Origin of the sequence: Curtobacterium sp. SP.BCp, from assembly GCF_051903255.1 — a bacterium.
Taxonomy (GTDB): Bacteria; Actinomycetota; Actinomycetes; order Actinomycetales; family Microbacteriaceae; genus Curtobacterium.
The window spans coordinates 1,653,898-1,675,832 of sequence record NZ_CP194338.1; the positions used below are offsets into that span (position 1 = coordinate 1,653,898).

At 72.6% G+C, this 21,935-nt stretch carries 20 protein-coding genes and 1 pseudogene; 7 read left to right on the plus strand and 14 right to left on the minus strand.

Features of this window, described 5'->3' with window-relative positions; translation table 11 throughout:
• Window positions 1-231: 231 nt before the first annotated feature.
• The 3 genes from ACRQ4C_RS08020 to ACRQ4C_RS08030 all read right to left on the minus strand — a co-directional run bounded on the left by ACRQ4C_RS08020 (window position 232) and on the right by ACRQ4C_RS08030 (window position 2,549).
• Complete coding sequence (locus ACRQ4C_RS08020; RefSeq protein WP_439690758.1) at window positions 232-1,086, minus strand: glycoside hydrolase family 16 protein; 855 nt, start codon at window positions 1,084-1,086, stop codon at window positions 232-234.
• 117 nt (window positions 1,087-1,203) lie between these two features.
• Window positions 1,204-1,467, minus strand: a complete 264-nt coding sequence (locus ACRQ4C_RS08025; protein ID WP_290131953.1) for a hypothetical protein — start codon at window positions 1,465-1,467, stop codon at window positions 1,204-1,206.
• Window positions 1,449-2,549, minus strand: a complete 1,101-nt coding sequence (locus tag ACRQ4C_RS08030) for an HD domain-containing protein (RefSeq protein WP_439690760.1) — start codon at window positions 2,547-2,549, stop codon at window positions 1,449-1,451. The genes ACRQ4C_RS08025 and ACRQ4C_RS08030 overlap by 19 nt, the downstream gene beginning before the upstream one ends.
• Before the next feature lie 109 nt (window positions 2,550-2,658).
• Here ACRQ4C_RS08030 and ACRQ4C_RS08035 point away from each other — a divergent pair, with 109 nt between their 5' ends.
• On the plus strand, window positions 2,659-3,621 hold the full coding sequence (locus ACRQ4C_RS08035; protein ID WP_439690761.1) for an SDR family NAD(P)-dependent oxidoreductase: 963 nt from the start codon (window positions 2,659-2,661) through the stop codon (window positions 3,619-3,621).
• A 243-nt stretch (window positions 3,622-3,864) separates the two neighbouring features.
• Here the strand turns inward: ACRQ4C_RS08035 and ACRQ4C_RS08040 are convergent, their stop codons facing one another.
• The 6 genes from ACRQ4C_RS08040 to ACRQ4C_RS08065 all read right to left on the minus strand — a co-directional run bounded on the left by ACRQ4C_RS08040 (window position 3,865) and on the right by ACRQ4C_RS08065 (window position 10,776).
• A complete protein-coding gene (locus tag ACRQ4C_RS08040) occupies window positions 3,865-5,208 on the minus strand; it encodes a glycoside hydrolase family 125 protein (RefSeq protein ID WP_439690762.1) in 1,344 nt (447 codons plus the stop codon).
• A 34-nt stretch (window positions 5,209-5,242) separates the two neighbouring features.
• Window positions 5,243-6,289 (minus strand): Gfo/Idh/MocA family protein, encoded by a 1,047-nt coding sequence (locus tag ACRQ4C_RS08045; RefSeq protein ID WP_290131947.1) that lies wholly within the window; start codon window positions 6,287-6,289, stop codon window positions 5,243-5,245.
• 59 nt (window positions 6,290-6,348) lie between these two features.
• A complete protein-coding gene (locus ACRQ4C_RS08050; protein WP_290131946.1) occupies window positions 6,349-7,362 on the minus strand; it encodes a Gfo/Idh/MocA family protein in 1,014 nt (337 codons plus the stop codon).
• Between the two features lie 119 nt (window positions 7,363-7,481).
• The gene (locus ACRQ4C_RS08055; protein ID WP_439690765.1) at window positions 7,482-8,870 is read right to left on the minus strand and encodes an ABC transporter substrate-binding protein; all 1,389 of its coding nucleotides are present in this window, start codon (window positions 8,868-8,870) and stop codon (window positions 7,482-7,484) included.
• The gene (locus ACRQ4C_RS08060; protein ID WP_400413686.1) at window positions 8,867-9,775 is read right to left on the minus strand and encodes a carbohydrate ABC transporter permease; all 909 of its coding nucleotides are present in this window, start codon (window positions 9,773-9,775) and stop codon (window positions 8,867-8,869) included. Before ACRQ4C_RS08060 ends, ACRQ4C_RS08055 begins: the two co-directional genes overlap by 4 nt.
• Window positions 9,776-9,780: 5 nt before the next feature.
• A complete protein-coding gene (locus ACRQ4C_RS08065; protein WP_439690766.1) occupies window positions 9,781-10,776 on the minus strand; it encodes a carbohydrate ABC transporter permease in 996 nt (331 codons plus the stop codon).
• Window positions 10,777-10,906: 130 nt separating this feature from the next.
• Here ACRQ4C_RS08065 and ACRQ4C_RS08070 point away from each other — a divergent pair, with 130 nt between their 5' ends.
• Window positions 10,907-12,151, plus strand: coding sequence for an ROK family transcriptional regulator (locus ACRQ4C_RS08070; RefSeq protein WP_439690768.1), 1,245 nt, complete (start codon window positions 10,907-10,909; stop codon window positions 12,149-12,151).
• A gap of 94 nt (window positions 12,152-12,245) precedes the next feature.
• On the plus strand, window positions 12,246-13,049 hold the full coding sequence (locus tag ACRQ4C_RS08075) for a DUF1684 domain-containing protein (RefSeq protein WP_439690769.1): 804 nt from the start codon (window positions 12,246-12,248) through the stop codon (window positions 13,047-13,049).
• Between the two features lie 90 nt (window positions 13,050-13,139).
• Here ACRQ4C_RS08075 and ACRQ4C_RS08080 read toward each other — a convergent pair whose 3' ends face one another.
• The gene (locus tag ACRQ4C_RS08080; protein ID WP_439690771.1) at window positions 13,140-13,682 is read right to left on the minus strand and encodes a histidine phosphatase family protein; all 543 of its coding nucleotides are present in this window, start codon (window positions 13,680-13,682) and stop codon (window positions 13,140-13,142) included.
• A 303-nt stretch (window positions 13,683-13,985) separates the two neighbouring features.
• Here ACRQ4C_RS08080 and ACRQ4C_RS08085 point away from each other — a divergent pair, with 303 nt between their 5' ends.
• From ACRQ4C_RS08085 to ACRQ4C_RS08100, 4 genes are read left to right on the plus strand one after another with little or no spacing between them, the layout of a single operon-like run.
• Complete coding sequence (locus tag ACRQ4C_RS08085; protein WP_439690772.1) at window positions 13,986-15,197, plus strand: LLM class flavin-dependent oxidoreductase; 1,212 nt, start codon at window positions 13,986-13,988, stop codon at window positions 15,195-15,197.
• Complete coding sequence (locus ACRQ4C_RS08090) at window positions 15,194-16,558, plus strand: NtaA/DmoA family FMN-dependent monooxygenase (RefSeq protein WP_439690773.1); 1,365 nt, start codon at window positions 15,194-15,196, stop codon at window positions 16,556-16,558. The genes ACRQ4C_RS08085 and ACRQ4C_RS08090 overlap by 4 nt, the downstream gene beginning before the upstream one ends.
• Complete coding sequence (locus ACRQ4C_RS08095) at window positions 16,555-17,700, plus strand: LLM class flavin-dependent oxidoreductase (protein WP_439690774.1); 1,146 nt, start codon at window positions 16,555-16,557, stop codon at window positions 17,698-17,700. The genes ACRQ4C_RS08090 and ACRQ4C_RS08095 overlap by 4 nt, the downstream gene beginning before the upstream one ends.
• Before the next feature lie 42 nt (window positions 17,701-17,742).
• Window positions 17,743-18,339, plus strand: a complete 597-nt coding sequence (locus ACRQ4C_RS08100; protein ID WP_439690775.1) for a dihydrofolate reductase family protein — start codon at window positions 17,743-17,745, stop codon at window positions 18,337-18,339.
• Between the two features lie 22 nt (window positions 18,340-18,361).
• Here ACRQ4C_RS08100 and ACRQ4C_RS08105 read toward each other — a convergent pair.
• The 4 genes and pseudogenes from ACRQ4C_RS08105 to ACRQ4C_RS08120 form a co-directional block, all read right to left on the minus strand.
• Window positions 18,362-18,649: pseudogene (locus ACRQ4C_RS08105) on the minus strand (VOC family protein); the annotation flags it as partial.
• Window positions 18,650-18,774: 125 nt separating this feature from the next.
• Window positions 18,775-19,788 carry a transporter substrate-binding domain-containing protein gene (locus ACRQ4C_RS08110; RefSeq protein ID WP_439690776.1) on the minus strand — a complete coding sequence of 338 codons (1,014 nt, stop codon included), beginning with the start codon at window positions 19,786-19,788 and terminating at the stop codon, window positions 18,775-18,777.
• A gap of 106 nt (window positions 19,789-19,894) precedes the next feature.
• Window positions 19,895-20,668, minus strand: a complete 774-nt coding sequence (locus tag ACRQ4C_RS08115) for an amino acid ABC transporter ATP-binding protein (RefSeq protein WP_439690777.1) — start codon at window positions 20,666-20,668, stop codon at window positions 19,895-19,897.
• On the minus strand, window positions 20,665-21,882 hold the full coding sequence (locus tag ACRQ4C_RS08120) for an amino acid ABC transporter permease (protein WP_439690778.1): 1,218 nt from the start codon (window positions 21,880-21,882) through the stop codon (window positions 20,665-20,667). Before ACRQ4C_RS08120 ends, ACRQ4C_RS08115 begins: the two co-directional genes overlap by 4 nt.
• Between the last annotated feature and the right edge of the window lie 53 nt (window positions 21,883-21,935).

Sequence of the window (21,935 nt, forward strand, 5' to 3'; positions counted from 1 at the left end):
CGGCGTGTTCTGTCGCTTTCGCGAAAGCGACAGATCGCCGGGCGGAGACGGCGGCGATCTGTCGCTTTCGCGACGGGCACCGGCGCGGCGAGGTGGGATCTGTCGCTTTCGTGACCGAGGGGCGGACTGGAGGCGCGGGGTGGGCCCGCCACGTCTGCCCTTGCAGGCTCGGGCAGCGCGCCCCGCGTGGCGCTGGCGCGTCACCGCTGAGCGGGGCGCGCCACGCCGACGTCAGGCGAGCTGGGAGACGCGCACCCAGTCGACGAGCATCTGCTGCGGGAAGCGCGTGGTCGCGTCCGGCGACCCCGGCCAACCGCCGCCGACCGCGACGTTGAGGATCACGAAGAACGGCCCGTCGAACACCCACGGGTTCGAGCCGACGTCCGCGCGGGTGACCGTGCGGTACGCCACGCCGTCCACGGTCCACGTGATCGAGTCCGGACGCCAGTCGACGCCGAAGACGTGGAAGTCGTCGGCGAACGCTGCGCCGGACGGGTTGCGGTAGGTCGACGAGATGCCGTTCGCGCCGGAGTACCCGGGGCCGTGCACCGTGCCGTGGACGAGCGTGGGTTCGTAGCCGACGTTCTCCATGACGTCGATCTCGCCGCACGCGGGCCAGCCGACCTGCCCGATGTCGGCGCCGAGCATCCAGAACGCCGGCCAGATGCCCTGACCGCGGGGGATCTTGATGCGGGCCTCGACCCGGCCGTACTGGGCGGTGTAGGTGCCCTCGGACTTGAGCCGCGCGGAGGTGTAGGTGCCGTCGGGCTCGCGGCGGGCGGTGATGACGAGGTTGCCCTTGCCGTCCAGCTGCGAGTTCCGCCGCGAGTCCGTGTACGTCTCGAGCTCACCGTTGCCCCACCCGCCGGCGCCGAGGTCGTACCGCCAGATCGACGGGTTCGGGGCGCTCCCGGCTGCTCCGTCGAACTCGTCGGCGGCGAGGAGCGTCGTGGTGCCCGTGGTCGCTGCGCGGGCGCTGTCGGAGCCGCGCACGAGTGCAGCGGTCGTGGCGGCTGCGGTGGCAGCGGCGCCGGTGAGGCCGAGCGCCACGAAGCGGCGTCGGTCGATGGCTGGTCCCTGATCCATGAGCGGAATTGTCCGATGCAACGTCGACGGGGTCCAGTGATTCGCCGGAACCCGCAGGTCCGCGTGGCCCGGAGCGGTCCGCGGGGCTCGGAGCGGCCGCGGGGCTCGGAGCGCGTGTCAGCGGGTGAGGTGCCAGATGAGGGGGAGGATCAGCCCCGCGACCCAGGCGGCGACGACGACGAGACCGCACACGGCGATCCACCGGCGTCGGCGGCGGAGCTTCGGGCTGCGGTCCTCTCCCCACATCTGCGCGCGGACGAGGACCCGGTTCGCCTGGTCGACGACCTTCTGCACCTCGGGGTCGTCGAGCGGGAGGGTGCCGGACCGGGCGTGCTCGGCGATGGCGGTCGCCTCTTCGACGGTCAGCTCGTCCTTGCGCATGGTCCCATCGTCGCATCCGCGGAGGCCTCGGCGCCCGCGCTCGTCGCATTCGCGGGTGCTTCGGCGTCCGAGCTCGTCGCATTCGCGGGTGCTTCGGCGTCCGAGCTCGTCGCTGTCGGCGCGTAGCGGACCGCGACCTCGTACGGCAGCGAGCCCTGGAGCTCGTCGACACGCGGGTCGTGCAGTCGTCGCCCGTCGGCGGTCGGCAGGTCGAGGTAGCTCCGGCGCACGACGTGGCGGTACACGCCGACACCGGAGGTGCGACCGACCCGCAGCCGCCACCGCTCGGGGTGCCGCCGGAGCGTACGGGCCTCGTCCGCGGTCGACGGATCCGTCGCGAGGAGCGCCCAGAGCTCGTCATCGGTGGCGGCAGCGAGCTGCCCGTCGTCGAGCAGACCGCCGGCGACCGCGCGCGACACGAGCGCTCGCAGCACCGTGACCGGCACGAGGTTGGCGGTCGAGCGCTGCGCGCGGGCCTCCCGGACGGCGAGGTCGACGAGTTCCGCGGCGTCGTCCGGGTCGGCATCGACCGCGCCGTCGACCAGTCGGAGCCGCCGGAGCAGTTCGTGCGGCGGCGTCGTCGTGCGGCCGTGCACCTGCCCGCTCCGGAGGAACGAGTCGAGGTGGTCGAGCTTGAGGCCGCCGTGCGCCGGGGTCAGCACCGAGGGGACCCGACCGTCGTCGGTGGCGATGAGCCGCTCGGCGTCGATCGGGTGGTCCTCGGCGAGGGCCCGGACCGCGGCGCGCCCGAGGGTGTGGTGCTCGAGACCCGCGATCCCCTCGAGGGTGTGGCTGAACGGCAGGTGCCCGACGTCGTGGAGCAGCGCCGTGACGCGGGCGTCGTGGTCGTCCGGGGCGAAGTGTGCGACCAACGCGAGGACGCCGAGGGAGTGCTCGAGCCGCGAGTACGCCTGGGTCGTCGTGATCGACGCGGCGCCGGCGTGGGCGACGAACGCGAGGCGCCGAACCGGCCACGCGGTGAGCAGGGCACGCTCCGTCGGGGTGAGCGCGACCTCGACGCGCCAGAGCGGGTCGAACCACACTCCGTCGTGGCCCAGGGTGTCCACCGCGTCGTCGTGCACGCCCCCACGCTAGCGGGCGGCACCGACGCTGCACGCCGGCGCGCCAGCCGGCGTCGTCGCCTGTCCTTCCTGTGCTGTGGCGGACGCGTGACCGGGTACCACGGAGTGCATGGCACATCGGTTCCGCGGTCAGGTCGTCGTCGTCACGGGAGCATCGAGCGGCATCGGGAGGGCCGCGGCACACGAGTTCGCGCGGCAGGGTGCCACGCTCGTGCTCGCCGCGCGCTCGCTCCAGAGCCTCGAGGCCGCCGCTGCGGAGTGTCGACGACTCGGGGCCCCCGAGGCGATCGCGATCCCGACCGACGTCGCCGACGAGCACGCGGTCGCGGACCTCATCGGGACGACGACGACCCGTTTCGGACGGATCGACGTGTTCGTCGGCAACGCGGCCCTGTTCGTCTACGGCCTCTTCGAGCAGACCCCGACGGACTCGTTCAAGTGTGTGGTCGACACGAACCTCTACGGCCACCTCAACGCGATCACCCACCTGCTGCCGCACTGGAAGCAGCGCGGGAAGGGCACGTACGTGCTGGTCGGATCGATCCAGTCGCTCCTCAGCGCCCCGTACCAATCGGCGTACGTGACGAGCAAGCACGCCGCCCTCGGTCTGGTCGACGTCCTCGGGGACGAGTACGCGGGCACCGGGATCCGCTTCACCTCACTGCTGCCGTCGACGATCGACACGCCGATCTACCAGAACGGCGCGAACTACACCGGCAAGGCCTCGCACCCGCTGCCTCCGACGGTCTCGGTCGAGCGGGCCGGACGTGCGGTCGTGCGTGCGGCACTCCACCCGAAGCGCTACCGCTTCGTCGGGCGGGTGCAGGCGTCCCTCGTGCCGCTGCAGTACGTGTTCCCGGGGCTGTTCCACCTGATCACGAAGCCGATGGTGGAGACGTTCGCGCTCCGCGGGCGGCAGGAACCCACCGACGGGAACCTGCACGTCCCCGCCGACGCCGGGAACGCGACGAACGGCGGCTGGGTCGCGAAGCGGCGGCGGGTCACCCGGCCGCTCGTGTGGGGCGGGGCGCTCGCCGCCGCCGCGGCGCTGGTCCTGCGTCGGCGCGGGTGAGGCCGGCGCGCAGTACACCGCGGGCGCCCGTCGCGGCGGGCGTGCGACGAAGCACGTCGTGATCGACGCGTGGTTCGTCGCGATCGGCACGCGAACGTCGATGCGGGTGCATGGTGCAACGATGCGCGGCGGGATCGACGCGTGGTTCGTCGAAACGCGCGCGTTTCGTCGACCGGCACCGACTCTCGCGAGCGGGGGACGAACGGGAGGCACGGGGCGGGGTCGACCCGCGCCTCCCGGCCGTCAGGTGGTCGCCCTGGTGGCGGACGAGAGCCGCGCGATCGACGCGCCCGCGTCCTCGGCCACCGCGAACGCGAGTTCGCAGAACATCGCGTCCGCCCACGAGAACCACGGCCGCGAGAACGCCGACGGGTCGTCCACGTCGAAGGACTCGTGCATGCGCCCCGTGCCGGCGTCCGTCGCGAGGAGCACCTCGACGAGCTCCCGACGGCGCGACGGCGTGCCGGTGAGCCCCTCGACCGCGAGGGCGATCGGCCACACCCGGCCGGGCTCGGTGTGCGGGCTCCCTATGCCCGCGGCGGCCGAGCCACTGAACCAGTACGGGTTGTCCGGCCCGAGGACGAACGTCCGGGTGGCGTCGGCGACCACCGGGTCGAGGACGTCCGGCGCGTCGAGCGGCAGGGACAGCAGCGACGGGGTGTTCGCGTCGTCCATGAGCACCACGCCGCCGAGACCGTCGACCTCGTAGGCGTAGACCTGCGTGCCCGGGTCACGCGGGTGCGGGACGACGCCGTGCTCCGCCACGCCGCGCAGGATGCCGTCGCGGAGCGCGACCGCGTCGGCGGCCAGCGCCGGGTCCGACCAGACGTCCGTCGCGAGCGCCGCCAGGTCGCCGAGCGCCGACGCGGCGTGCAGGTTCTCCGGCACGTTGTAGCCGTACGTGCAGGCGTCGTCCGAGGGGCGGAAGCCGCACCACGTCATGCCGGTGACGGCGACCGGGGTGCCGCGGCCCTCGCGGACGAGGGTCTCGGTCGGCTCGGGCGCGGCCCGGACGAACCGGTACGGCGACCGGTCGTGGTCCGTCTCGAGGCGGAGCTGGTCGACGATCGTCAAGGCGACCGCGTGTGCCTCCGGGCCGAGGTGCTCGGTCCGGCCGGTCGCGCGGTGGAGCGCCGCGGCGAACTGCACCGGGTAGGCGAGGCTGTCGACCTCGTACTTCTGCTCCCACACCGTCGGGTCGTCGCACAGGTCGCGGTCGTCGTAGTGCGCGCCGGTCGGGCCGCGGTTGAACGCGTTGGCGTACGGGTCGTGCGCGATGCTGGCGAACTGCCGCCGGACGACGGCTACGAGGACGTCGGCGAGCTCCCGGGCGGCGGGGTCTCCCGGGGTCGCCGCGGCCACGAGCCGCAGGTACGGGAGCATCTGCGTCGTCGAGTCCCGCATCCACATCGCCGGGATGTCGCCGGTGATGACGAACGCCGTGCCGTCGTCGTCGATCGTGATGGTGTCCTCGAGGGTCCGGCGGAGGGCGTCCTCGACCAGGTCGCCCGCGCGCTCGCCGACGCTCGTCCGGACGGCGTCGGCCGCGGTCCTGAGCAGCGCGGCGACGCCCGCGCCGACGATCACGGCGACCCCGGACGGTCGGCGCCGTCGCGGGCGGTCACACCGACACCGGGCGGTCGGCCGTGCGGACGGGGGCGATCGTGCCGGTCCGGGCGCCCTCGTAGGCAGCGAGGATCATGCCGAGGACGGCGAGTCCCTCGCGCTCGGTGTGGATCGGCCGGGTGCCGTCGCGCAGGCAGGCGCCGAACGCGGCGATCTCGGCCGAGAACGTGTCGACCTCGTCGAAGGTCACGGTCTCGCTGGTCGTCGGTCGACCGCCCGCGTCGCGCAGGTCCCAGCGGAGGGTCGTGCCGTCACTCGTCAGCGACCCGAGTTCGCCCACGACGCTGAACCGCTCGGTCCCGGCGGCAGGCTCGTACGCCCAGCTCGTGACGAGCTGCCCGACCGCGCCGTTGTCGAAGCGGAACAGACACTGTGCCGAGTCCTCGCCCTCCATGAACGTGAGGCGGTGGGTGGAGAGCATCGCGGTCGCCGACACCGGGACACCGCCGGCGAGGTGCATGAGCAGGTAGCTCGGGTGGTAGCCCGTGTCGATGAGCTCGCCGCCGCCGCTCGTCGACGCGTGAGCGCGCCAGCCCATGTTCGACGGGTCGAACTCGTTCCGGAACGAGTCGGTGGTGCGGACCTCGTACACGGTGCCGAGTGCGCCGCCGTCGATGAGCTCCTTGGCCTTCGCGACCGCGGGCATGAACAGCTGGTTGTGGGCGCACATGAGGGTGACGCCGGCCTCGCGGACGGCGGACTCGACGTCCGCGGCCTCCTCGGGCGTGAGGCAGAGGGGCTTCTCGCAGAGGACGTGCTTGCCGGCTCTGGCAGCGGCGACGATCGCGTCGCGGTGGAGGTGGTGCGGCAGGCAGATGTCGACGGCGTCGATGTCCGCCCGCTCGAGCATCTCGCGGTAGTCGGTGAACGAGGGCACGCCGAGCTCGGTGCCGCGGGCCTCGGCGGTCGCGGGGACCGCGTCGGCGACGGCGCCGATCGTGATGGTGTCGGCGTGCTCGCGGTACCCGTTGATGTGGAAGGTGGCGATGCCGCCGCCGCCGATGAGGCCGACGCGGATCGGGGTGGGGAGGGAGGTGGTCATGCGTGTGCTCCGGTGGTTGGTGGTCGTCGGTCGGGTGCAGGTGCGGGGGAGAGGCAGGATCAGGCGTGGACGGATGCGGCGGGCGCGGCGGCGGGCGTCGCGGCGCCGCCGGCTGCGGCCGCGTTCGCCGCGACGACGAGTCGTGTGAGCTCGATCGCCCGCGCGACGTTGTCCTCCGCCCGGGTGCCGTCGTGGACGTGCGTCACCCACTGCGCGAAGGCGTCCGGGGCGTCGTCCGGCACCGGCAGCTCGATGGTCTCGCCGCCGTACCCGGGCCCGCCGGCGGTGAGGCGGTTCCCGTCGTCGGTGTACGAGACCCGGCCGGAGGTGCCGAACAGGTCGATCGTGAACGGCGTGCCCGCGACGAAGCCCGCCTCGATCACCCCGATCGCCTGCGACGGGTAGCCGACCGTCACGACCGCGTGGTCCTCGACGGCACGGCCGGTGACCGAGCGGTACACGGCCGACACGGAGTCCGGGGCGGCGCCGAGGAACAGCTGTGTCAGGTAGACCGGGTGGCAGCCGAGGTCCGTCAGTGCGCCGCCGATCGCCGTCGCCGGGTCGAAGAACCGCTCGGGCAGCCACGGAGCGATCGCGCCGTCGTGCGAGAGCCGCACCCGGGCGTACGTGAGCTCGCCGAGTCGACCGCTCGCGATCTCGTCCCGGATCGCCGTCGTGTACCCGTGGTACAGCCGGGGCAGGGAGACGACGAGGGCGACGCCGGCCTCCTCGCAGGCACGGACCACCGCCTCGCACTCCTCGACGGTCGGCGCGAGCAGCTTCTCGGTGAAGACGTGCTTGCCGGCGCGCGCCGCGCGGGTGATGACGTCGTGGTGCACGTCGGTGGAGGTGGTGATCGTCACGGCGTCGACGTCGTCCCGGGCGAGGAGGGCGTCGAGGTCGTCGGTGTACGGGACGCCGAAGCGGTCGGCGCCCTCGCGGCCGCGGGCCTCGTCGTCGTCCCAGACGGCGACGAGTTCGGTGTCCGGGTGGTCGACGGCCTGCTGGGCGTAGTCGCCGGCGTGGACGTGCCAGAAGCCGAGGACGGCGACGCGGAGGGGGGCGGTGGGCATGCGGATGGTCCTTCTCGGTTCACGGTTGTCGGTGGGTCCGGCCCGTCGGGCGCGGGCGGGCAGGCGCGTCGTTCCGGCCTGGAGGCACGGGGCGCGCCGCACGGGCGGGTGGCGCTCCGCTAGATGCGGACCTTGTCGTAGTCCTTCGGCAGCTTGAACGGCGCGTAGGTCTGCATCATCGGGTCGACGCGGTTCTGCGCCCGCTCGACGGCCTGCTCGGGGGTCGCGGTGCCGAGGAGCACGCTCGAGCGCGCGTCGGCGAGGGAGTCCCACCACGCGCCGCCGACGGGCAACGGTGGGCGGCAGGTGCTCGCGGTGATGGACTCGACGAAGTAGCGGATCGACTTCGCGGAGCCGTTCGGGTCCTCGAGCGCGGCGATGTTCGTCGGCACGCTCGTCGCGGGGACCATGTAGGTCTCCTGGCCGCGCTTGCCCGTGAAGTACTTCATGAGCTCCCACACCGCCTTGGTCTTCTTCGACCCCTTCGGCAGGCAGAGCGCGAAGCCGCCCGACCAGGTGTACTTCGGGTCGCCCTCCTTCTGGACGGGCAGGTACGCGGTCGTCCAGTCGAGGTCCTTCGGTCCGTAGTTGTCGAACGTCTGGATGGTCGACGGCACGCTGACCATGAACGCCATGCGGTTCGCGAGGAACGCGGTCTGCCCCGGCGGGTGGCCGGTGGGCTCGTAGGTCGCGATGAAGGTGTCGGCGTCGCGGTACCCGTAGCGCTTCGCCCACTCGGCGTAGAAGTCGTAGATGCCGCGGACGCTCGCGGAGTCCATCGTCATCCGCGAGTCCTGCTGGTCGTAGTAGGACGCCCCGAGTCCGAGGCCCCAGGTGAACGGCCAGCCCTCGCCGTACCAGGGCAGGAGCCCCATGTGCGTGTAGTCGCCGGCGGACTTCTTGGTGACCTGCTGGCTGACCTCCCACATCCGGTCCATCGTCACCGGGCCGTTCTGCTCCCAGTCGAACTCGTCGAGGTCCACCCCGGCGTCCTTGAGCATGGTGCGGTTGACGAACATGCCGCGGGCGTCGGTGTCGTGCGGCAGGCCGTACGTCTTGCCCTCGTAGGAGACCTCGCCGACGGCGAACCCGAGCCACTGCGACAGGAACTCCTCCTTCGACTGGTCCTCGTACTCGGCGATGAGGTCGTCGATGGGTTCGATGAGCCCGATCGCGGCGTACTGCGCTGCGCTGAACCGGTCGAGCAGCCACAGGTCCGGAGCGGTGCCGCCGCGGACCGCGGTGATGATGCTCGTCGCGTCGCCGGTGCCCTGCGACGGCACGACGTCGACGCGGACGTCGACCTCGGGGTGCAGCTGCTTGAACTGGTCGATCACCTTCGTCTGGAAGGGGACGAACGTGCCCGTGACGCCCCAGAGCGACACCTGGTTCGGGTTCGAGGACCGTGATCCGGTCGCGCACCCCGCGGCGAGCAGCGCGAGGGCTCCGGCCCCGGCCGTGGCGGTCGCCCCGCGGAGGAAGGAACGGCGGCTGAACGCGGAGGTCATTTGAAGCTCCCGATCTGGACGCCCTTGAGGAACGTCCGCTGGAACACGAAGAACAGGATCACGAGCGGCAGGATGATGAGCACCGAGGCCGCCATCAGCTGGTTGAACTGGAAGTCCTGCGAGTTGTTGAGCCGGAACACCTGCAGACCGATCGACAGCGTCTGCACGCTCTGGTCCTGCAGGTAGATGAGCGGCCCGAGGAAGTCGTTCCACGCGCCGACCGCGGCGAAGATGCCGACCGTCACGAGCGCGGCACGCGCCTGCGGGAACACGATCGTCCAGAGGATCCGCCACTCCGACGCCCCGTCCATGCGGGCGGCGTCGAGGAGGTCCTTCGGGATCTGCAGCAGGAACTGCCGGAGCAGGAACGTGTAGAACGCCGACCCGAACAGCGCCGGGACCACGAGCGGCAGGAACGTGTTGATCCACCCGAGTCGCGCGTACAGGTCGAACATCGGGATGAGCGTCACGGGGAACGGGATGAACAGCGTCGCGAGCACGACGTAGAACAGCCGGTCGCGGCCACGCCACTCGATGCACGCGAACCCGTACGCGATGACGAGGTTCGACACGACCGAGAACACCGTCACGAGGACCGTGATGATCAGCGTGTTCCGGAAGAACGTGAAGAACGGCATCGCCTGCACCGCCTGGGCGAAGTTGCCCCAGTCGAGCCAATGCGGGAACCAGGTGGCGGGGAAGGTGCCGAGCTCGGTGTTGCCCTTGAGTGCCGAGATCACCATCCAGTAGATCGGGATGAGGAAGAGCACGCTCATGGCGATGAGCACGATGCGCGCCGTGATCGACGACCAGACGGACCGGACGGACCCGTCGGCGTTGCGGGACGCCCCGCGATCGCCCTTCGCGGCAGCGGTGGTGATGGACTTCGTCACTTCGGTGGTCACGTCGGTCACTCCCCGGTCACGTCGTAGTTCACGAACCGCTTGGACAGCCAGTAGACGAGCCCCGAGAGGATCATCCCGGCGAGGAACAGCAGGACGGCCATCGCGCTCGCGAACCCGAGCTGCGCGTAGCTGAACGCGTTCTTGTAGAGGTAAAGCATGTAGAACAACGTCCCGTTGTCCGGCGACCCGAGGCCTCCCGTCCCGGACGAGATCACGTACGCCTCCGTGAAGACCTGCAGCCCGTTGCTGATCCCGGTGATGAGGTTGAACAGGATCACCGGGGAGAGCAGCGGCAGCGTCAGCGCGAAGAACTGCCGCACCGGTCCGGCGCCGTCCACGCGGGCTGCCTCGTACAGCGTCTTCGGGATGCCCCGCATGCCCGCGAGGAAGATCAGCGCGGCGTTGCCCGCACCCATCTGCGCGAGGGCGATGATCACGAGCTTCGCCGTGGTCGGGTCCCCGAGGAGGTTCGTCGCCGGGACGCCCACGAGCTTGAGCGCCTGGTTCACGAGTCCGGTCTGCGGGTTCACCAGCACGACGAAGATGAACGCGAGCGCGAACGTCGGGATGAGCGACGGGATGTACAGCGCCGTCCGGTACCAGCTGATCTCCCGGACGTCCTGGTTCATGGCGATCGCGATGATGATCGCCACCACGATCCCGACCGGCACCGCGATGACCGCGTAGAACACCGTGTTGCCCACCGCGGTGTGCACCAGCGGGTCGATGAACGCCGCGACGTAGTTGCCGAACCCGACCCACGTCGCGCCCTGCATGCCCGAGTACCGGGTCAGGCTGATCGCGAACGAGTACACGAGCGGGTAGCCGATGAACACGAGCACGCCGACGATCCACGGGGACACGAACGCGAGCCCGATCCGCAGGCGGCGCTTCTCGGCGGCGGTCCACGGGTGCTTCTCGCGGTGGCGTCGGCCGGAGCCCGCGGTGGTGATGCTGCGGGTCGTCGGCCTCGGAGGTGCTGCGGCCCCTGTTCGTGTCATCGTCGTCACGAGCGTCCTCTCGGATCCCGGGCCACCTCGTCGTGGCCTCGGTCGAACTCGAGGTCCGCCCGACCGGATCGCTTCAATCCAATCGATTGACAAAACCCCTCGAGCAGCGATGCTAGGGAGCATGGAGCAGCCCCGTCAACCCTCCCGGCGCACCGTGCTGCACGGTGGAACGTCCCACGGCGGGACGAACATCGCCGACGTCGGCAGCCGGAACCGTGCCCTCGTGCTCGACCTCGTCCGCCGCACCGGGCCCGTCCAGCGGGTCGCACTCGCCCGCGGCACCGGCCTCAGCGCGCAGACCGTCTCCAACATCTCCGCACGACTCGTCGCCGAGGGACTCGTGCGCCAGGACGAGGACCGGGCGCTCGCCGTGGTGCCCTCGGCGCGGACGGGGATCGGCGTGCACCTCGACCCGGCCGCGTTCGAGGTCGTCCTCGTCGACCTCTCCGGGACGGTCCTCGCAGCGGAGCACCACGACCTCGCGGCGAGGACGGCGCCCGGCGCGGTGCTCGACGTGATGGCGGCGGCGGTCGGACGACTCCGAGCCGAGGCACCCGGGCAGGTCGTGGACGGGATCACCGTCGCCGTCCCGGGCCCGATCGACACCGTCTCCGAGCGGCTCCGGACCCCCGCCCAGCTGCGCCCGTGGTCGGCGTACCCACTCGCCGCCGAACTCGCCGCACGGACCGGCGCCGAGGTGCACCTCGAGAAGGACGCCATCGCCGGGGCGTTCGGCGAGGCCTGGACGACACCGGAGCGCGAGGACCTCGTGGCGGTGCACCTCGGGAGCGGGGTCAGCGCGGCAGCGGTGGCCTCGGGCGAGGTCGTCCGGGGCGCGACCGGCAACGCGGGGGAGTTCGGCGGCATGCCCGTCTACGCGCACGGTCGGTGGACCGCGGTCTGGGAGGCCTGCCAACCGCTCCAGCAGGTCCGGCGCGCCGTCTCCGCCGGGGTGCTCGACGCCGAGGTCTCCTCCGATGACGCCGCGGCCGTCCGCGCCGCCTACGCCCGGATGTGCCGGGAACCCGCGGCCGCTGAGTTCGTCACCGAGGGCGGCGCAGCCCTCGGATCGGCACTCGCGCACGTGGTCGAACTCCTCGACGTGCCGCGGGTCACGATCGGCGGCAGCGCGGCCGTCCTCGGCGGCGAGCCCTTCCTCGCGGCGGTCCGGTCGCGCCTCCGGGATCGCCTGCCCCGCGGGCCGTTCGCCGAGGTCGCGTTCTCGACCGCGGGCGTCGTCGCCGTCGCGCGCGGCGCGGCGTGCTCCGCCATCGCGCGGAGCCTCGCGACGGCGCCGCGCGTCCCGGCGGTGCGGCAGCGGACGGGAGGCACGGGGCACGCCCGCAGCATCAGCCACCCCTGGTGAGCGACGTGCGTCGGGCAGGTGGGCCGTGCCTCCAGGACGGCGCTGTGTTACCGGCCGCGTCGCGGCCGCGGCCCGAGCGTCGTACGGTCGCTGCATGACGACCTCGACGACCGCCCCCTTCGCCGCCGACTGGACCACCTGGCACGACGCACACGAGGCCGCACGGTCCGCGCCGCACGGGTTCCTCGCGATCACGAGCATCCGGTGGCTGCAGGCCGAGCCCGAGCGGTTCGAGGACGCACCCGGGGCGTGGTCGACCTCCGAGGACGGGCCGGTCGTGGCGCTCGACCCGGGGCAGTCGATCGAGGTGGACGGCCAGGCCGTGACCGGCACGTACCGGTTCGGGTCGCTCGCCGAACGGTCCGGCGTCGACGCGGTGTGGCACGACGGCGACGAGACCGTCGTCATCGAGGTCGCACGGCGCGGCGGCAGCGACATCATCCGGCCGCGGCGTCCCTCCGCCCCGCTGCGCACGTCCTACCGGGGGACGCCGGCGTACGCGCCGGACCCCGCGTTCGCCGTCGAGGCTCGCTTCGAGCCGTTCGACGAGCCGCGCGAGGTGACCGTGGGGTCGGTCGTCGACGGCCTCCAGCACGTGTACACCGCGCCCGGCGTGCTGCGGTTCGACCTCGACGGGCCGCGGACCCTCACGGCGTTCAACGGGTACGGCGACGGGCTGCTCGTGCTGTTCACCGACCGGACCTCGGGCGTGACGACGTACGCGGCGACGCGGAGCCTCGACGTGCCGGCGCCGGACGCCTCGGGCCGGACGACCATCGACTTCAACCGTGCGACGAACCTGCCGTGCGCCTACACGCCGCACGCGACCTGCCCCCTGCCGCCCGCCGAGAACCGCCTCGGCGTCGCCGTCGAGGCCGGCGAGCGCCTGCCCGCGTAGCGGCGCCGCTGCCCGCGAGTTTCGCGCTGAGCGACTTCTCTCGCGGCCATCGGCCCGAGCAGTGTCGCCCAGCCCGAGACTCGGCGCGCGTCAGGTGGGCAGGGGCAGCCGCTGCCAGTCGCTCGTCGCGCGCCACGACACCGGGTCGAGCGTCAGCACGCTGCCCATGCCCGGCTGCTCGGCTGCTCGTGAGATCGGTCCGCCGGACAGCGAGGCGAGCAGCAGCGCACCCACCGCACCGTGCGACACGAGCACGACGTCACCGGCCCCGGCCTGGGCGCGGACCGCCGCGACGATCCGTTCCTGGGCGTCGACGGCCCGTTCCCACCCGCGCACCGACTCGGACGGCCGGGCGAAGAACGCGTCCACGACGGCGTCGAACTCGTCGAACGGCAGGTACCCGGTCGCACTCCGGTCGATCTCCCCGAGGGCCGGGTCCTGCTCCACCGGACGGCCGCCGGCGACGAGCTCCGCGGTCTCGACGGCCTTCCGCTCGGTGCTCGTCACCACCGGGGAGGCCGGCGCACGCCACGCCCCGGCCCGCGTCCGGCCGACGGGGGAGAGCCCCCACGTCTCGATCGGTGCGGCCGGGTCCACGACGGGCTCCGCGTGCGTGACGAACCAGACGGTCATGGTCCGAGCCTCGCACGGTGGTGCCCGAGTCTCGTGGCGGCCCGCCCGAGTCTCGGCGTCAGCGACGTTCCTCGCGCCCGCGGCCCCGAGCAGTGTCGCCCAGCCCGAGACTCGGCGCACCCGCCCGGCGCCGCCGGCTGCCGGCGCGCCGCCCGCCCCGTGACGGTGCGCGACATCGCCGCGCCACCGCTCGCGTCACACGACGCAACGTCCGGTCACGTGCGGCAACACCGGTCGTGGGCAGTGCGGATCCGCCGTAGCGTCACGGCATGACCGACGCCCAGCACCGTCCGGAGGCGCACCGTGCCTGACCGCACCACCCTCGTCACCGCCCTGCACGGCGCCGGCTGGCACCCTGCCGCCTGGCGCGTCGCCGGTCCGACCGCGACACGGCTGAGCAGCCTCCGGCACTGGCGCGACCTCGTCGTGGAGCAGGACCGTGCGGGCATCGACGCCGTCACGATCGAGGACTCCTTCACCGCCGGCCCCGCCGACGCGACCGGCGACCTCGACACCTCGACGGTCGTCGGACACCTCGACGCGCTCCTCGTCGCCAGCGCGGTCGCCCCGGCGACCCGCGCCGTCGGGTTGGTGCCGACCGTCTCGGTCACGCACACCGAACCGTTCCACGTCGCCACGGGCCTCCAGACCCTCGACCACGTCTCGCTCGGCCGCGCCGGCTGGCGTCTCCAGGTCAGCCCGTCGACGCGCGAAGCCGCGCTCTTCGGCCGCCGCCCCGGCGGCGAGACCACCGAGCGCCTCTTCGCCGAGGCCCGCGAGGTCGCCGAGGTCGTCAGCCGCCTCTGGGACAGCTGGGACGACGACGCGATCATCCGCGACGTCACCACCGGTCGCTTCATCGACCGCGACCGCATCCACGGCGCCGCGTTCGTCGGGGAGCACGTGTCGGTCCACGGCGCGTCGATCGTGCCGCGGTCGCCGCAGGGGCGGCCCCCGGTGTTCGCCCTCGCGCACCGCGCCGACGCCGCCGCCTTCGCCGTCGACGCCGCGGACGTCGTGCTGGTCACGCCCCGACTGGACACGGACGCACGGTCCGGTCTGACGGGACGACCCGACCTGGAGGCACGACCCGCCCTGACACTCGTCCGTGATGCCGAGCAGGCGGCCGGGTCGGACCGCGTGCGTCCGGTCCTCGCGGACGTCGCGGTGCTCCTCGGGTCCTCGGCGGCGGAGGCCGCCGACGACCTCGCCGCGCTCGACGCCGCGGCCGGTGCGTCGTGCGCCGCGACCTCGGACGCGGCCGTGCTCGCGACGACCGTGCCCGCGCTGGTCGAGCACATCGCCGAGCTCCGCGCGCTCGGGTACGCCGGTGTCCGGCTCCGGCCGCTGCGCATCCCCGAGGACAGCACCGCGATCGCCCGACGACTGGTCCCCGCACTCGTGACGGCCGGTCTCCGGGCCGACGTCGCCTCCCGTCCCACCGCCGACCTGCGGACGCGGCTCGGCCTCGCACCCGCCGTCAGCCGCCACGCCACCGAAGGGGTCCCCGCATGAGCCGCAAGCGTCAGGTCCACCTCGCCGCGCACTTCCCGGGGGTCAACAACACCACCGTGTGGAGCGACGAGCGTGCCGAGAGCCAGATCGCGTTCTCGTCGTTCGAGCACTTCGCCCGGAACGCCGAGCGCGGGTTCTTCGACTTCCTGTTCCTCGCCGAGGGGCTGCGGCTCCGCGAGCAGAAGGGCCGCATCCACGACCTCGACGTCGTCGGGCGGCCGAACACGCTCGCGATCCTCGCCGCCCTGGCCGGCGTCACCGAGCACATCGGTCTCGTCGGGACGCTGCAGACCACTTTCAACGAGCCCGTCGAGCTCGCGAAGCAGCTCGCCACGCTCGACCACCTCTCGGACGGCCGGGCCGGTTGGAACGTCGTGACCAGCTCCGACGCGTTCCACGGCGCGAACTTCCGCCGTGGCGGGTTCCTCGACCACGCCGACCGGTACACGCGAGCAGCCGAGTTCGTCGAGCTGTCCCGCGAGCTCTGGGACTCATGGGAACCCGACGCCGTCGTCGCCGACGTGACCGCCGGACGGTACGCCGAGCGCTCCCGCATCCGCGACGTCGACCACCACGGCCCGCAGTTCGACGTCGTCGGGACCTTCCCGGTCCCGCGGAGCCCGCAGGGGCACCCGGTCGTCGTGCAGGCGGGCGACTCCGACGAGGGCCGCGACCTCGCCGCCCGGCACGCCGAGGTGATCTTCTCGCTCCACACCGAGTTCGAGGACGCGCGGGCCTTCCGCCGGGACGTCACCGCGCGACTCGAGGCCGTCGGCCGGACCGAGGACGAGCTGCTCGTGCTGCCCGGTGCGACGTTCACGATCGGCGACACCCCGGCCGACGCCGAGGAGCGGTCCCGGGCGATCCGACGGGCTCAGGTCAGTCCGGCCACCGCGATCGCGTTCCTCGAACAGGTGTGGAACCGCGACCTGTCCGACCACGACGTCGACGGCCCGCTGCCGACGGTCGAGCCGGACGTCGTCGCCGACGCGATCACCCGCGGCCGGGTGCGGCACGTGCGGGACCCCCGCGCGACCGTGCAGGAGTGGCGGGACCGTGCCGCTGCGGAGCACCTGACCACCCGGGAGCTCGTCATCGCGGTCTCGACCCGCGGCGGCTTCGTCGGCACGCCCGACCACCTGGCCGCCGAGATCGACCGGTACGTGCAGGAGCGGGCATCCGACGGGTTCGTCGTCGTGCCGCACACGAACCCGTACGGCCTCGACGAGTTCGTCGACCGCGTCGTGCCCCTGCTGCAGGAGCGCGGGGTGTACCGCGAGTCGTACGGCGACGAGGCGACGCTCCGGCAGACGCTCGGCCTGCCGGGCACCATCACCCAGCGTCAGGTGGTGCCCGCATGAGCGCCACCCCGCTCTCGGTCCTCGACCTCGTCCCGGTGCCGTCCGGCTCGACCGCCGCGGACGCCCTGCACGCCACGGTGGACCTCGCCCGCGCGGCGGAACGTGCCGGGTACGCCCGGTACTGGCTGGCCGAACACCACCTCAACCCCGGGGTCGCGGGCAGCGCGCCGAACATCGTGATCGGAGCCGTCGCGGCCGCGACCTCGACGATCCGCGTCGGCAGCGCGGCCACCCTCGTCGGCAACGTCCGTGGGCTCCAGATCGCCGAGGCCTTCGGCACGCTCGCGGCGCTGTACGGGCCGCGCATCGACCTCGGGCTCGGCCGCTCCGGCGCTCCCGCGCCCGGCGCCCCGAAACCGCCGGTACCCGCGCCCCGCGGCGACGAGGTCGTCGACGGGTTGCTCGTCCCGGCGCCGTACGCCTTCCGCATCGCCCCCGGCTCGCGCTTCGCGTTGCAGGGGGAGCTGCTCGGTCGGGTCCCGGGGGACGTCGAGCGCTTCGCCGACGAGCTCGCCCTGGTCCGCGCGCTCTTCGCCGGGGACCACACCGTCGACGGAGCGGTCGTGGAGGCGCCCCCGGCGTCCGGCGCGCCGGTCGAGCTGTGGATCCACGGGTCGACCGGCGGTGAGAGCGCGCGGATCGCCGGATCGCTCGGTCTGCCGTACGGGGCGAACTACCACTCGTCGCCGGGCACGGTCCTCGACTCCGTCGCCGCGTACCGGGCGGCGTTCCGACCCGGGGTGCGCGCCGCGCCGCACGTGATCGTCTCCGCGGACGTCGTCGTGGGCCGCAGCTCCGACGAGGCGGACGGCCTCGCGCTCGGCTACGACCGGTGGGTGCACTCGATCCGCTCGGGCGTCGGCGCGATCCCGTACCCGACGCCGGACGAGGCGCGCGCACACCCGCTCGACCCCGCGGACGCGCTGTCGGTGGCCGACCGGGTGGCGACCCGGTTCGTCGGCACCGCGTCGTCCGTGGCCGACCAGCTCGACACCCTGCGCCGGGTCACCGGAGCGGACGAGTTGCTCGTCACGACGATCACGCACGACCACGCCGCGCGGGTCCGCTCCTACGAGCTGCTCGCCGAGGAGTGGGCGCTCCGGACGATCCACACACGAGGAGACGTCGCGGTCCCCGCCTGACGGACGCGCGCATGATGGGCTCCGAGGCGGAAGGGGTGACCGATGCAGCTCACCATCCACGAACAGATCACGCTCGACGGCATCGCGCAGGCGAACGGCGGGAACGACGAGGACACCGATCCGGGGTTCACCCGCGGTGGCTGGGCGCTGCCGCTCGGTGATGCCGAGGGCGTCGCGTACATCCTCGACGCCTGGCGTCGTCCGGACGCGTTCCTGCTCGGACGGCGGACCTACGACCTCTTCGCGTCGTACTGGGGCTCCCGCACCGGCGACGGCGGCTTCGGCGACGCCATCAGCGACAAGCCGAAGTACCTCGTGTCGAACACCGTCACCGAGCCGCGGTGGGCGGGGACGACGGTGCTCTCCGGGGACGTCGCGTCCGCGATCCGGGAGCTGAAGGCCCGACCGGGCGGCGAGCTGCTCGTGGTCGGCAGCGTCGCCCTCGCGCGGTGGCTGCTCGAGCAGGACCTGGAGGACCGGATCGACCTCGTGCAGTTCCCGGTGCTCGTCGGTGAGGGACGTCCGTTCTTCCCGGTCCCCGGGCAGGACCACGCCCTCGAACTGGAGTCCCACCGGGTCTTCGACACCGGGGTCGTCGCGCACACCTACCGGGTCGGCGGCCGGCCCGAGTACGCCTGATCCTCCCGCGCCCGCCCGGGAGTCAGGCGGGCTCGTCGGCGGGGTGCATCCAGAACGGCGACCAGTGGTACCCGTCCAGGTCGTCGAACTGGCGCTGGTACATGAACGGGTACTCGTCGGTGTCGCCGATCCGACCTCCGGCGGCCCGGGCACGTTCGACGAGGTCGTCGACGGCCTCGCGGCTGGCGAGGTCGAACGACACGGTGACCTTCGACGGCGTGTCCGGCCCGCCGACGAGGTCCTCGGTGCCGCCGACGCTCGCGTACGCGGCGCGGGAGCTCAGCATGACGAACTGGTCCGGGGCGATCGCGGGCAGCTGATGAGCAGGCTCATGCGGCCGATGCTCGCGCGGTCCGTGGCACACGTCAACGCCCGCGGCGCGCGTCGACGCCCCCGTCACCGATCGGCGACGGGGGCGCGGTGACGCCGAGCGGGTCAGCTGTTGTCGAGCGGGAGCCCCTCGGGGTTGACCTCGGAGGTCTTCACCGACTCGTTCGACAGGTTGTACGCCTTGAGCCACTTCGCGTAGGTGCCGTCCTCGATGAGCTCGTCGATCGCCGCGGCCACGGGCTTCGCGATGCCGCTGCCCTTCTTCGTGGTCGCCGCGATGAGCCCCTGCAGGGTCGAGCCGGCTCCGGAGTACGTGCCCGCGGTCGTGGTCGGCTTCGCGGAGCCCTTGCTCTGGGTGTTCTGGTACGCGATGGTCGGGTTCGGACCGAAGTAGCCGTCGATCTTCCCCGAGTCGAGCGCGAGCTTGATCGCGTTGCCGTCCGGGTAGTACTTGATCGTGAACTCCTTCCCCTTCGCCTGGAGCTCCTGCTGCCACTCGAGCAGGATCTTCTCCTGGTTCGTCCCGGAGCTGACCGACAGGGTCTTGCCGGCGAGCACGGACGGGTCGCCGTCGAACTTCCAGGCCGTCGACGCGAGCACCTGGAACGCGAGCTCGTCGCGGCGGTAGGAGGCGAAGTCGTACTTCTCCTTGCGCTGCTCGGTGACGGTGATGTTCGAGAAGCCGGCGTCGTACTTGCCGCTGTCGATGCCGACGAAGAGGTTGTCCCACGTGGCGTTCTGCACGTCGGCCTCGAGTCCGAGCTTTGCGGCGACCAGACGGCCGAGGTCCGGCTCGGAGCCGGTCAGCGTCTTCTGGTCGTCGCCCGTGAACGCGAGGGGTGGGAACCCGGACGGCAGTGCACCGACGCCGATGGTCAGCTTGCCGGACTGCTTGACCGCTGCCGGGAGCTCGTCGTGGAGCTTCGTGTCCTCCTGGACGGTGAGCTTCGTCTCGGTGGCCGCGCCGTTCGCATGGGCGCCGATCGTCACGGTGCCGTCGGCGTTCGACGTGTCTGCCGAGGCGTTCGCGGAGCAGCCCGCGAGGGCGGCGACGACGCCGGCGGCGAGGACGAGGGCGCCGACGCGGTGCGGCCAGCGGGGGAGCGTGGTGGTGGACATGGTTCTCCTGGGGTCGGGTCGGGGCAGTGCGGGACGAGTGGGGTCAGCGCGGGACAGGGCGGACAGCGCGGGACAGGGCGGTCAGCGCGGAACGGGGAGGACCGGGTCAGCGCACGCGGGCGAGGAAGTCGCGGGTCCGCGGGTGCTGCGGGGCGTCGATGACCTGGGCGGGCGGCCCCTCTTCGACGACCCGTCCGTGGTCGAGGAAGACGACGTGGTCGGCGACCTCGCGGGCGAAGGCGACCTCGTGGGTGACGATCACGAGGGTCGTCCCGGAGTCGGCCAGCGATCGGATCACGCCGAGCACCTCGCCGACGAGCTCCGGGTCGAGCGCGGAGGTCGGCTCGTCGAGGAGCACGACCGACGGCTCGAGGGCGAGCGCCCGGGCGATCGCGACGCGCTGCTGCTGGCCACCGGAGAGCTGCCTGGGTCGAGCGTCCCCGCGGTCGCCGAGGCCGACACGGTCCAACAGCTCCCGCGCACGCGCGAGCGCCGTCGCGCGGGGCACCCCGGCGGCGATCGGCCCCTCCGCGACGTTCTCCAGCGCGGTCAGGTGCGGGAACAGTTCGAACCGCTGGAACACGAACCCGATCCGCGACCGCTGGCGCCGGATCTGCCGCTCGGGGAGCTCCCGGTAGCGTGCCGAGCCGTCGCGACCGGTCCGGAGGCGAACGCCGACGGTCTCCCCGCCGATCGTGACGACGCCCCGGTCGAGCGGTTCGAGGTGGTTGATCGCCCGGAGGAGCGTGGACTTCCCGGAGCCCGACGGCCCGAGGACGGCCGTGACGCTGCCGGCGGCGAGCGACAGGTCGATGCCGTCGATGACCCGCAGGTCGCCGAAGGACTTCACGGCGCCGGTGACGGCGATGGACGCGCTCACGAGATGACCTTCCCGTCGTTGTCTCCGGACGTGACCACGCGCCGGGCCGAGGCGGCCTGCGCACGGTGATCCGTGCCTCCAGGCCGGCCCCGCCGCACCGCGGCACGCAGCCGCTGGAACGGCGTCGGCGGGAGCGCCCGTGCGGAGCCGCGTGACGTCCAGCGCTCCACGTAGTACTGGGCGACCGACACGGCGCTCGTCAACGCGAGGTACCAGATCGTCGCGACCACGAGGAGCGGGATGATGTCGGTCGGGTAGGTGCTCGACAGGTTCTGGACCACGCCGAACAGGTCGAGCAGCGACACGTAGAACAGCAGCGACGAGGCCTTGAGCAGCCCGACGATCTGGTTCACGAACGCCGGCACGATCGAGCGGAGTGCCTGGGGCAGCACCACCCGGACGAACTGCCGGCGGCGCGAGAGACCGAGGGCCTGCGCGGCCTCGAGCTGCCCGTGGTCGACGGCGAGCACCCCGGCGCGGACGATCTCCGACGCGTACGCGATCTCGCTGAGGCTGAGGCCGATCACCCCGATCGCGAGGTCACCGAGGACGTTCGCGGTCGGGACCTCCCACTGCGGGCCGAACGGGATGCCGATGCCGATCGTCGGGTACAGCGAACCGAGGTTGTAGAGGAACACGAGCACGAGGATGAGCGGCACCGACCGGAACAGCCACACGTACCCCCACGCGAGGCCGGACAGCACCGGATTCCGCGACAGCCGGGCGACGGCGACGACGACACCGCCCGCGAAGCTGATCACCGCGCTCAGCGCCGTCGCGACGAGCGTCAGCTGCAGACCCGTGAGGATCGCCGGGCTGAACAGCCACTTCCCGACCGCGGGCCAGCCCCACTGCTCGTTCGTGAAGAGCGTCTCGACGAAGTTGAGGAGCACGACGAGGACGAGGGCGGCGGCGATCCAGCGGACCGGGTGGCGGAGCGGGACGACGGGACGGTCGAGTGCTGCGCGACCGGCGGCGGTGAGGGCGTCGTCCGCTGGACGCTGCGTGTCGTCCGTCGCGTCGTCGCTGCGTTCCGGCCTGGAGGCGCGGTGCGCGTCCGCAGTGCCCGCCGCGTCGTGGACGCGGGTCGCGTCGTGCTCGCCGGTCGCGTCCGCGCTCGGCGTCGCGTCGTGGACGCGGGTCGCGTCCGCGGTCGGCGTCGCGTCGTGGACGCGGGTCGCGTCCCGTCGCGGGACCTCGGTGGTGTCGGTCATGCGGCGACCGTAGGAGGCCTCATCGCACCTCGACAACGGTGGTCGAAACAGTC

What these genes read in the sequence shown, in the direction of transcription:
- ACRQ4C_RS08020 (WP_439690758.1), bottom strand. Translation starts at nt 1,086, where the DNA reads ATGGATCAGGGACCAGCCATCGACCGACGCCGCTTCGTGGCGCTCGGC.
- ACRQ4C_RS08025 (WP_290131953.1), bottom strand. Translation starts at nt 1,467, where the DNA reads ATGCGCAAGGACGAGCTGACCGTCGAAGAGGCGACCGCCATCGCCGAG.
- ACRQ4C_RS08035 (WP_439690761.1), top strand. Translation starts at nt 2,659, where the DNA reads ATGGCACATCGGTTCCGCGGTCAGGTCGTCGTCGTCACGGGAGCATCG.
- ACRQ4C_RS08045 (WP_290131947.1), bottom strand. Translation starts at nt 6,289, where the DNA reads ATGACCACCTCCCTCCCCACCCCGATCCGCGTCGGCCTCATCGGCGGC.
- ACRQ4C_RS08050 (WP_290131946.1), bottom strand. Translation starts at nt 7,362, where the DNA reads ATGCCCACCGCCCCCCTCCGCGTCGCCGTCCTCGGCTTCTGGCACGTC.
- ACRQ4C_RS08055 (WP_439690765.1), bottom strand. Translation starts at nt 8,870, where the DNA reads ATGACCTCCGCGTTCAGCCGCCGTTCCTTCCTCCGCGGGGCGACCGCC.
- ACRQ4C_RS08065 (WP_439690766.1), bottom strand. Translation starts at nt 10,776, where the DNA reads ATGACACGAACAGGGGCCGCAGCACCTCCGAGGCCGACGACCCGCAGC.
- ACRQ4C_RS08070 (WP_439690768.1), top strand. Translation starts at nt 10,907, where the DNA reads ATGGAGCAGCCCCGTCAACCCTCCCGGCGCACCGTGCTGCACGGTGGA.
- ACRQ4C_RS08075 (WP_439690769.1), top strand. Translation starts at nt 12,246, where the DNA reads ATGACGACCTCGACGACCGCCCCCTTCGCCGCCGACTGGACCACCTGG.
- ACRQ4C_RS08080 (WP_439690771.1), bottom strand. Translation starts at nt 13,682, where the DNA reads ATGACCGTCTGGTTCGTCACGCACGCGGAGCCCGTCGTGGACCCGGCC.
- ACRQ4C_RS08090 (WP_439690773.1), top strand. Translation starts at nt 15,194, where the DNA reads ATGAGCCGCAAGCGTCAGGTCCACCTCGCCGCGCACTTCCCGGGGGTC.
- ACRQ4C_RS08095 (WP_439690774.1), top strand. Translation starts at nt 16,555, where the DNA reads ATGAGCGCCACCCCGCTCTCGGTCCTCGACCTCGTCCCGGTGCCGTCC.
- ACRQ4C_RS08100 (WP_439690775.1), top strand. Translation starts at nt 17,743, where the DNA reads ATGCAGCTCACCATCCACGAACAGATCACGCTCGACGGCATCGCGCAG.
- ACRQ4C_RS08110 (WP_439690776.1), bottom strand. Translation starts at nt 19,788, where the DNA reads ATGTCCACCACCACGCTCCCCCGCTGGCCGCACCGCGTCGGCGCCCTC.
- ACRQ4C_RS08120 (WP_439690778.1), bottom strand. Translation starts at nt 21,882, where the DNA reads ATGACCGACACCACCGAGGTCCCGCGACGGGACGCGACCCGCGTCCAC.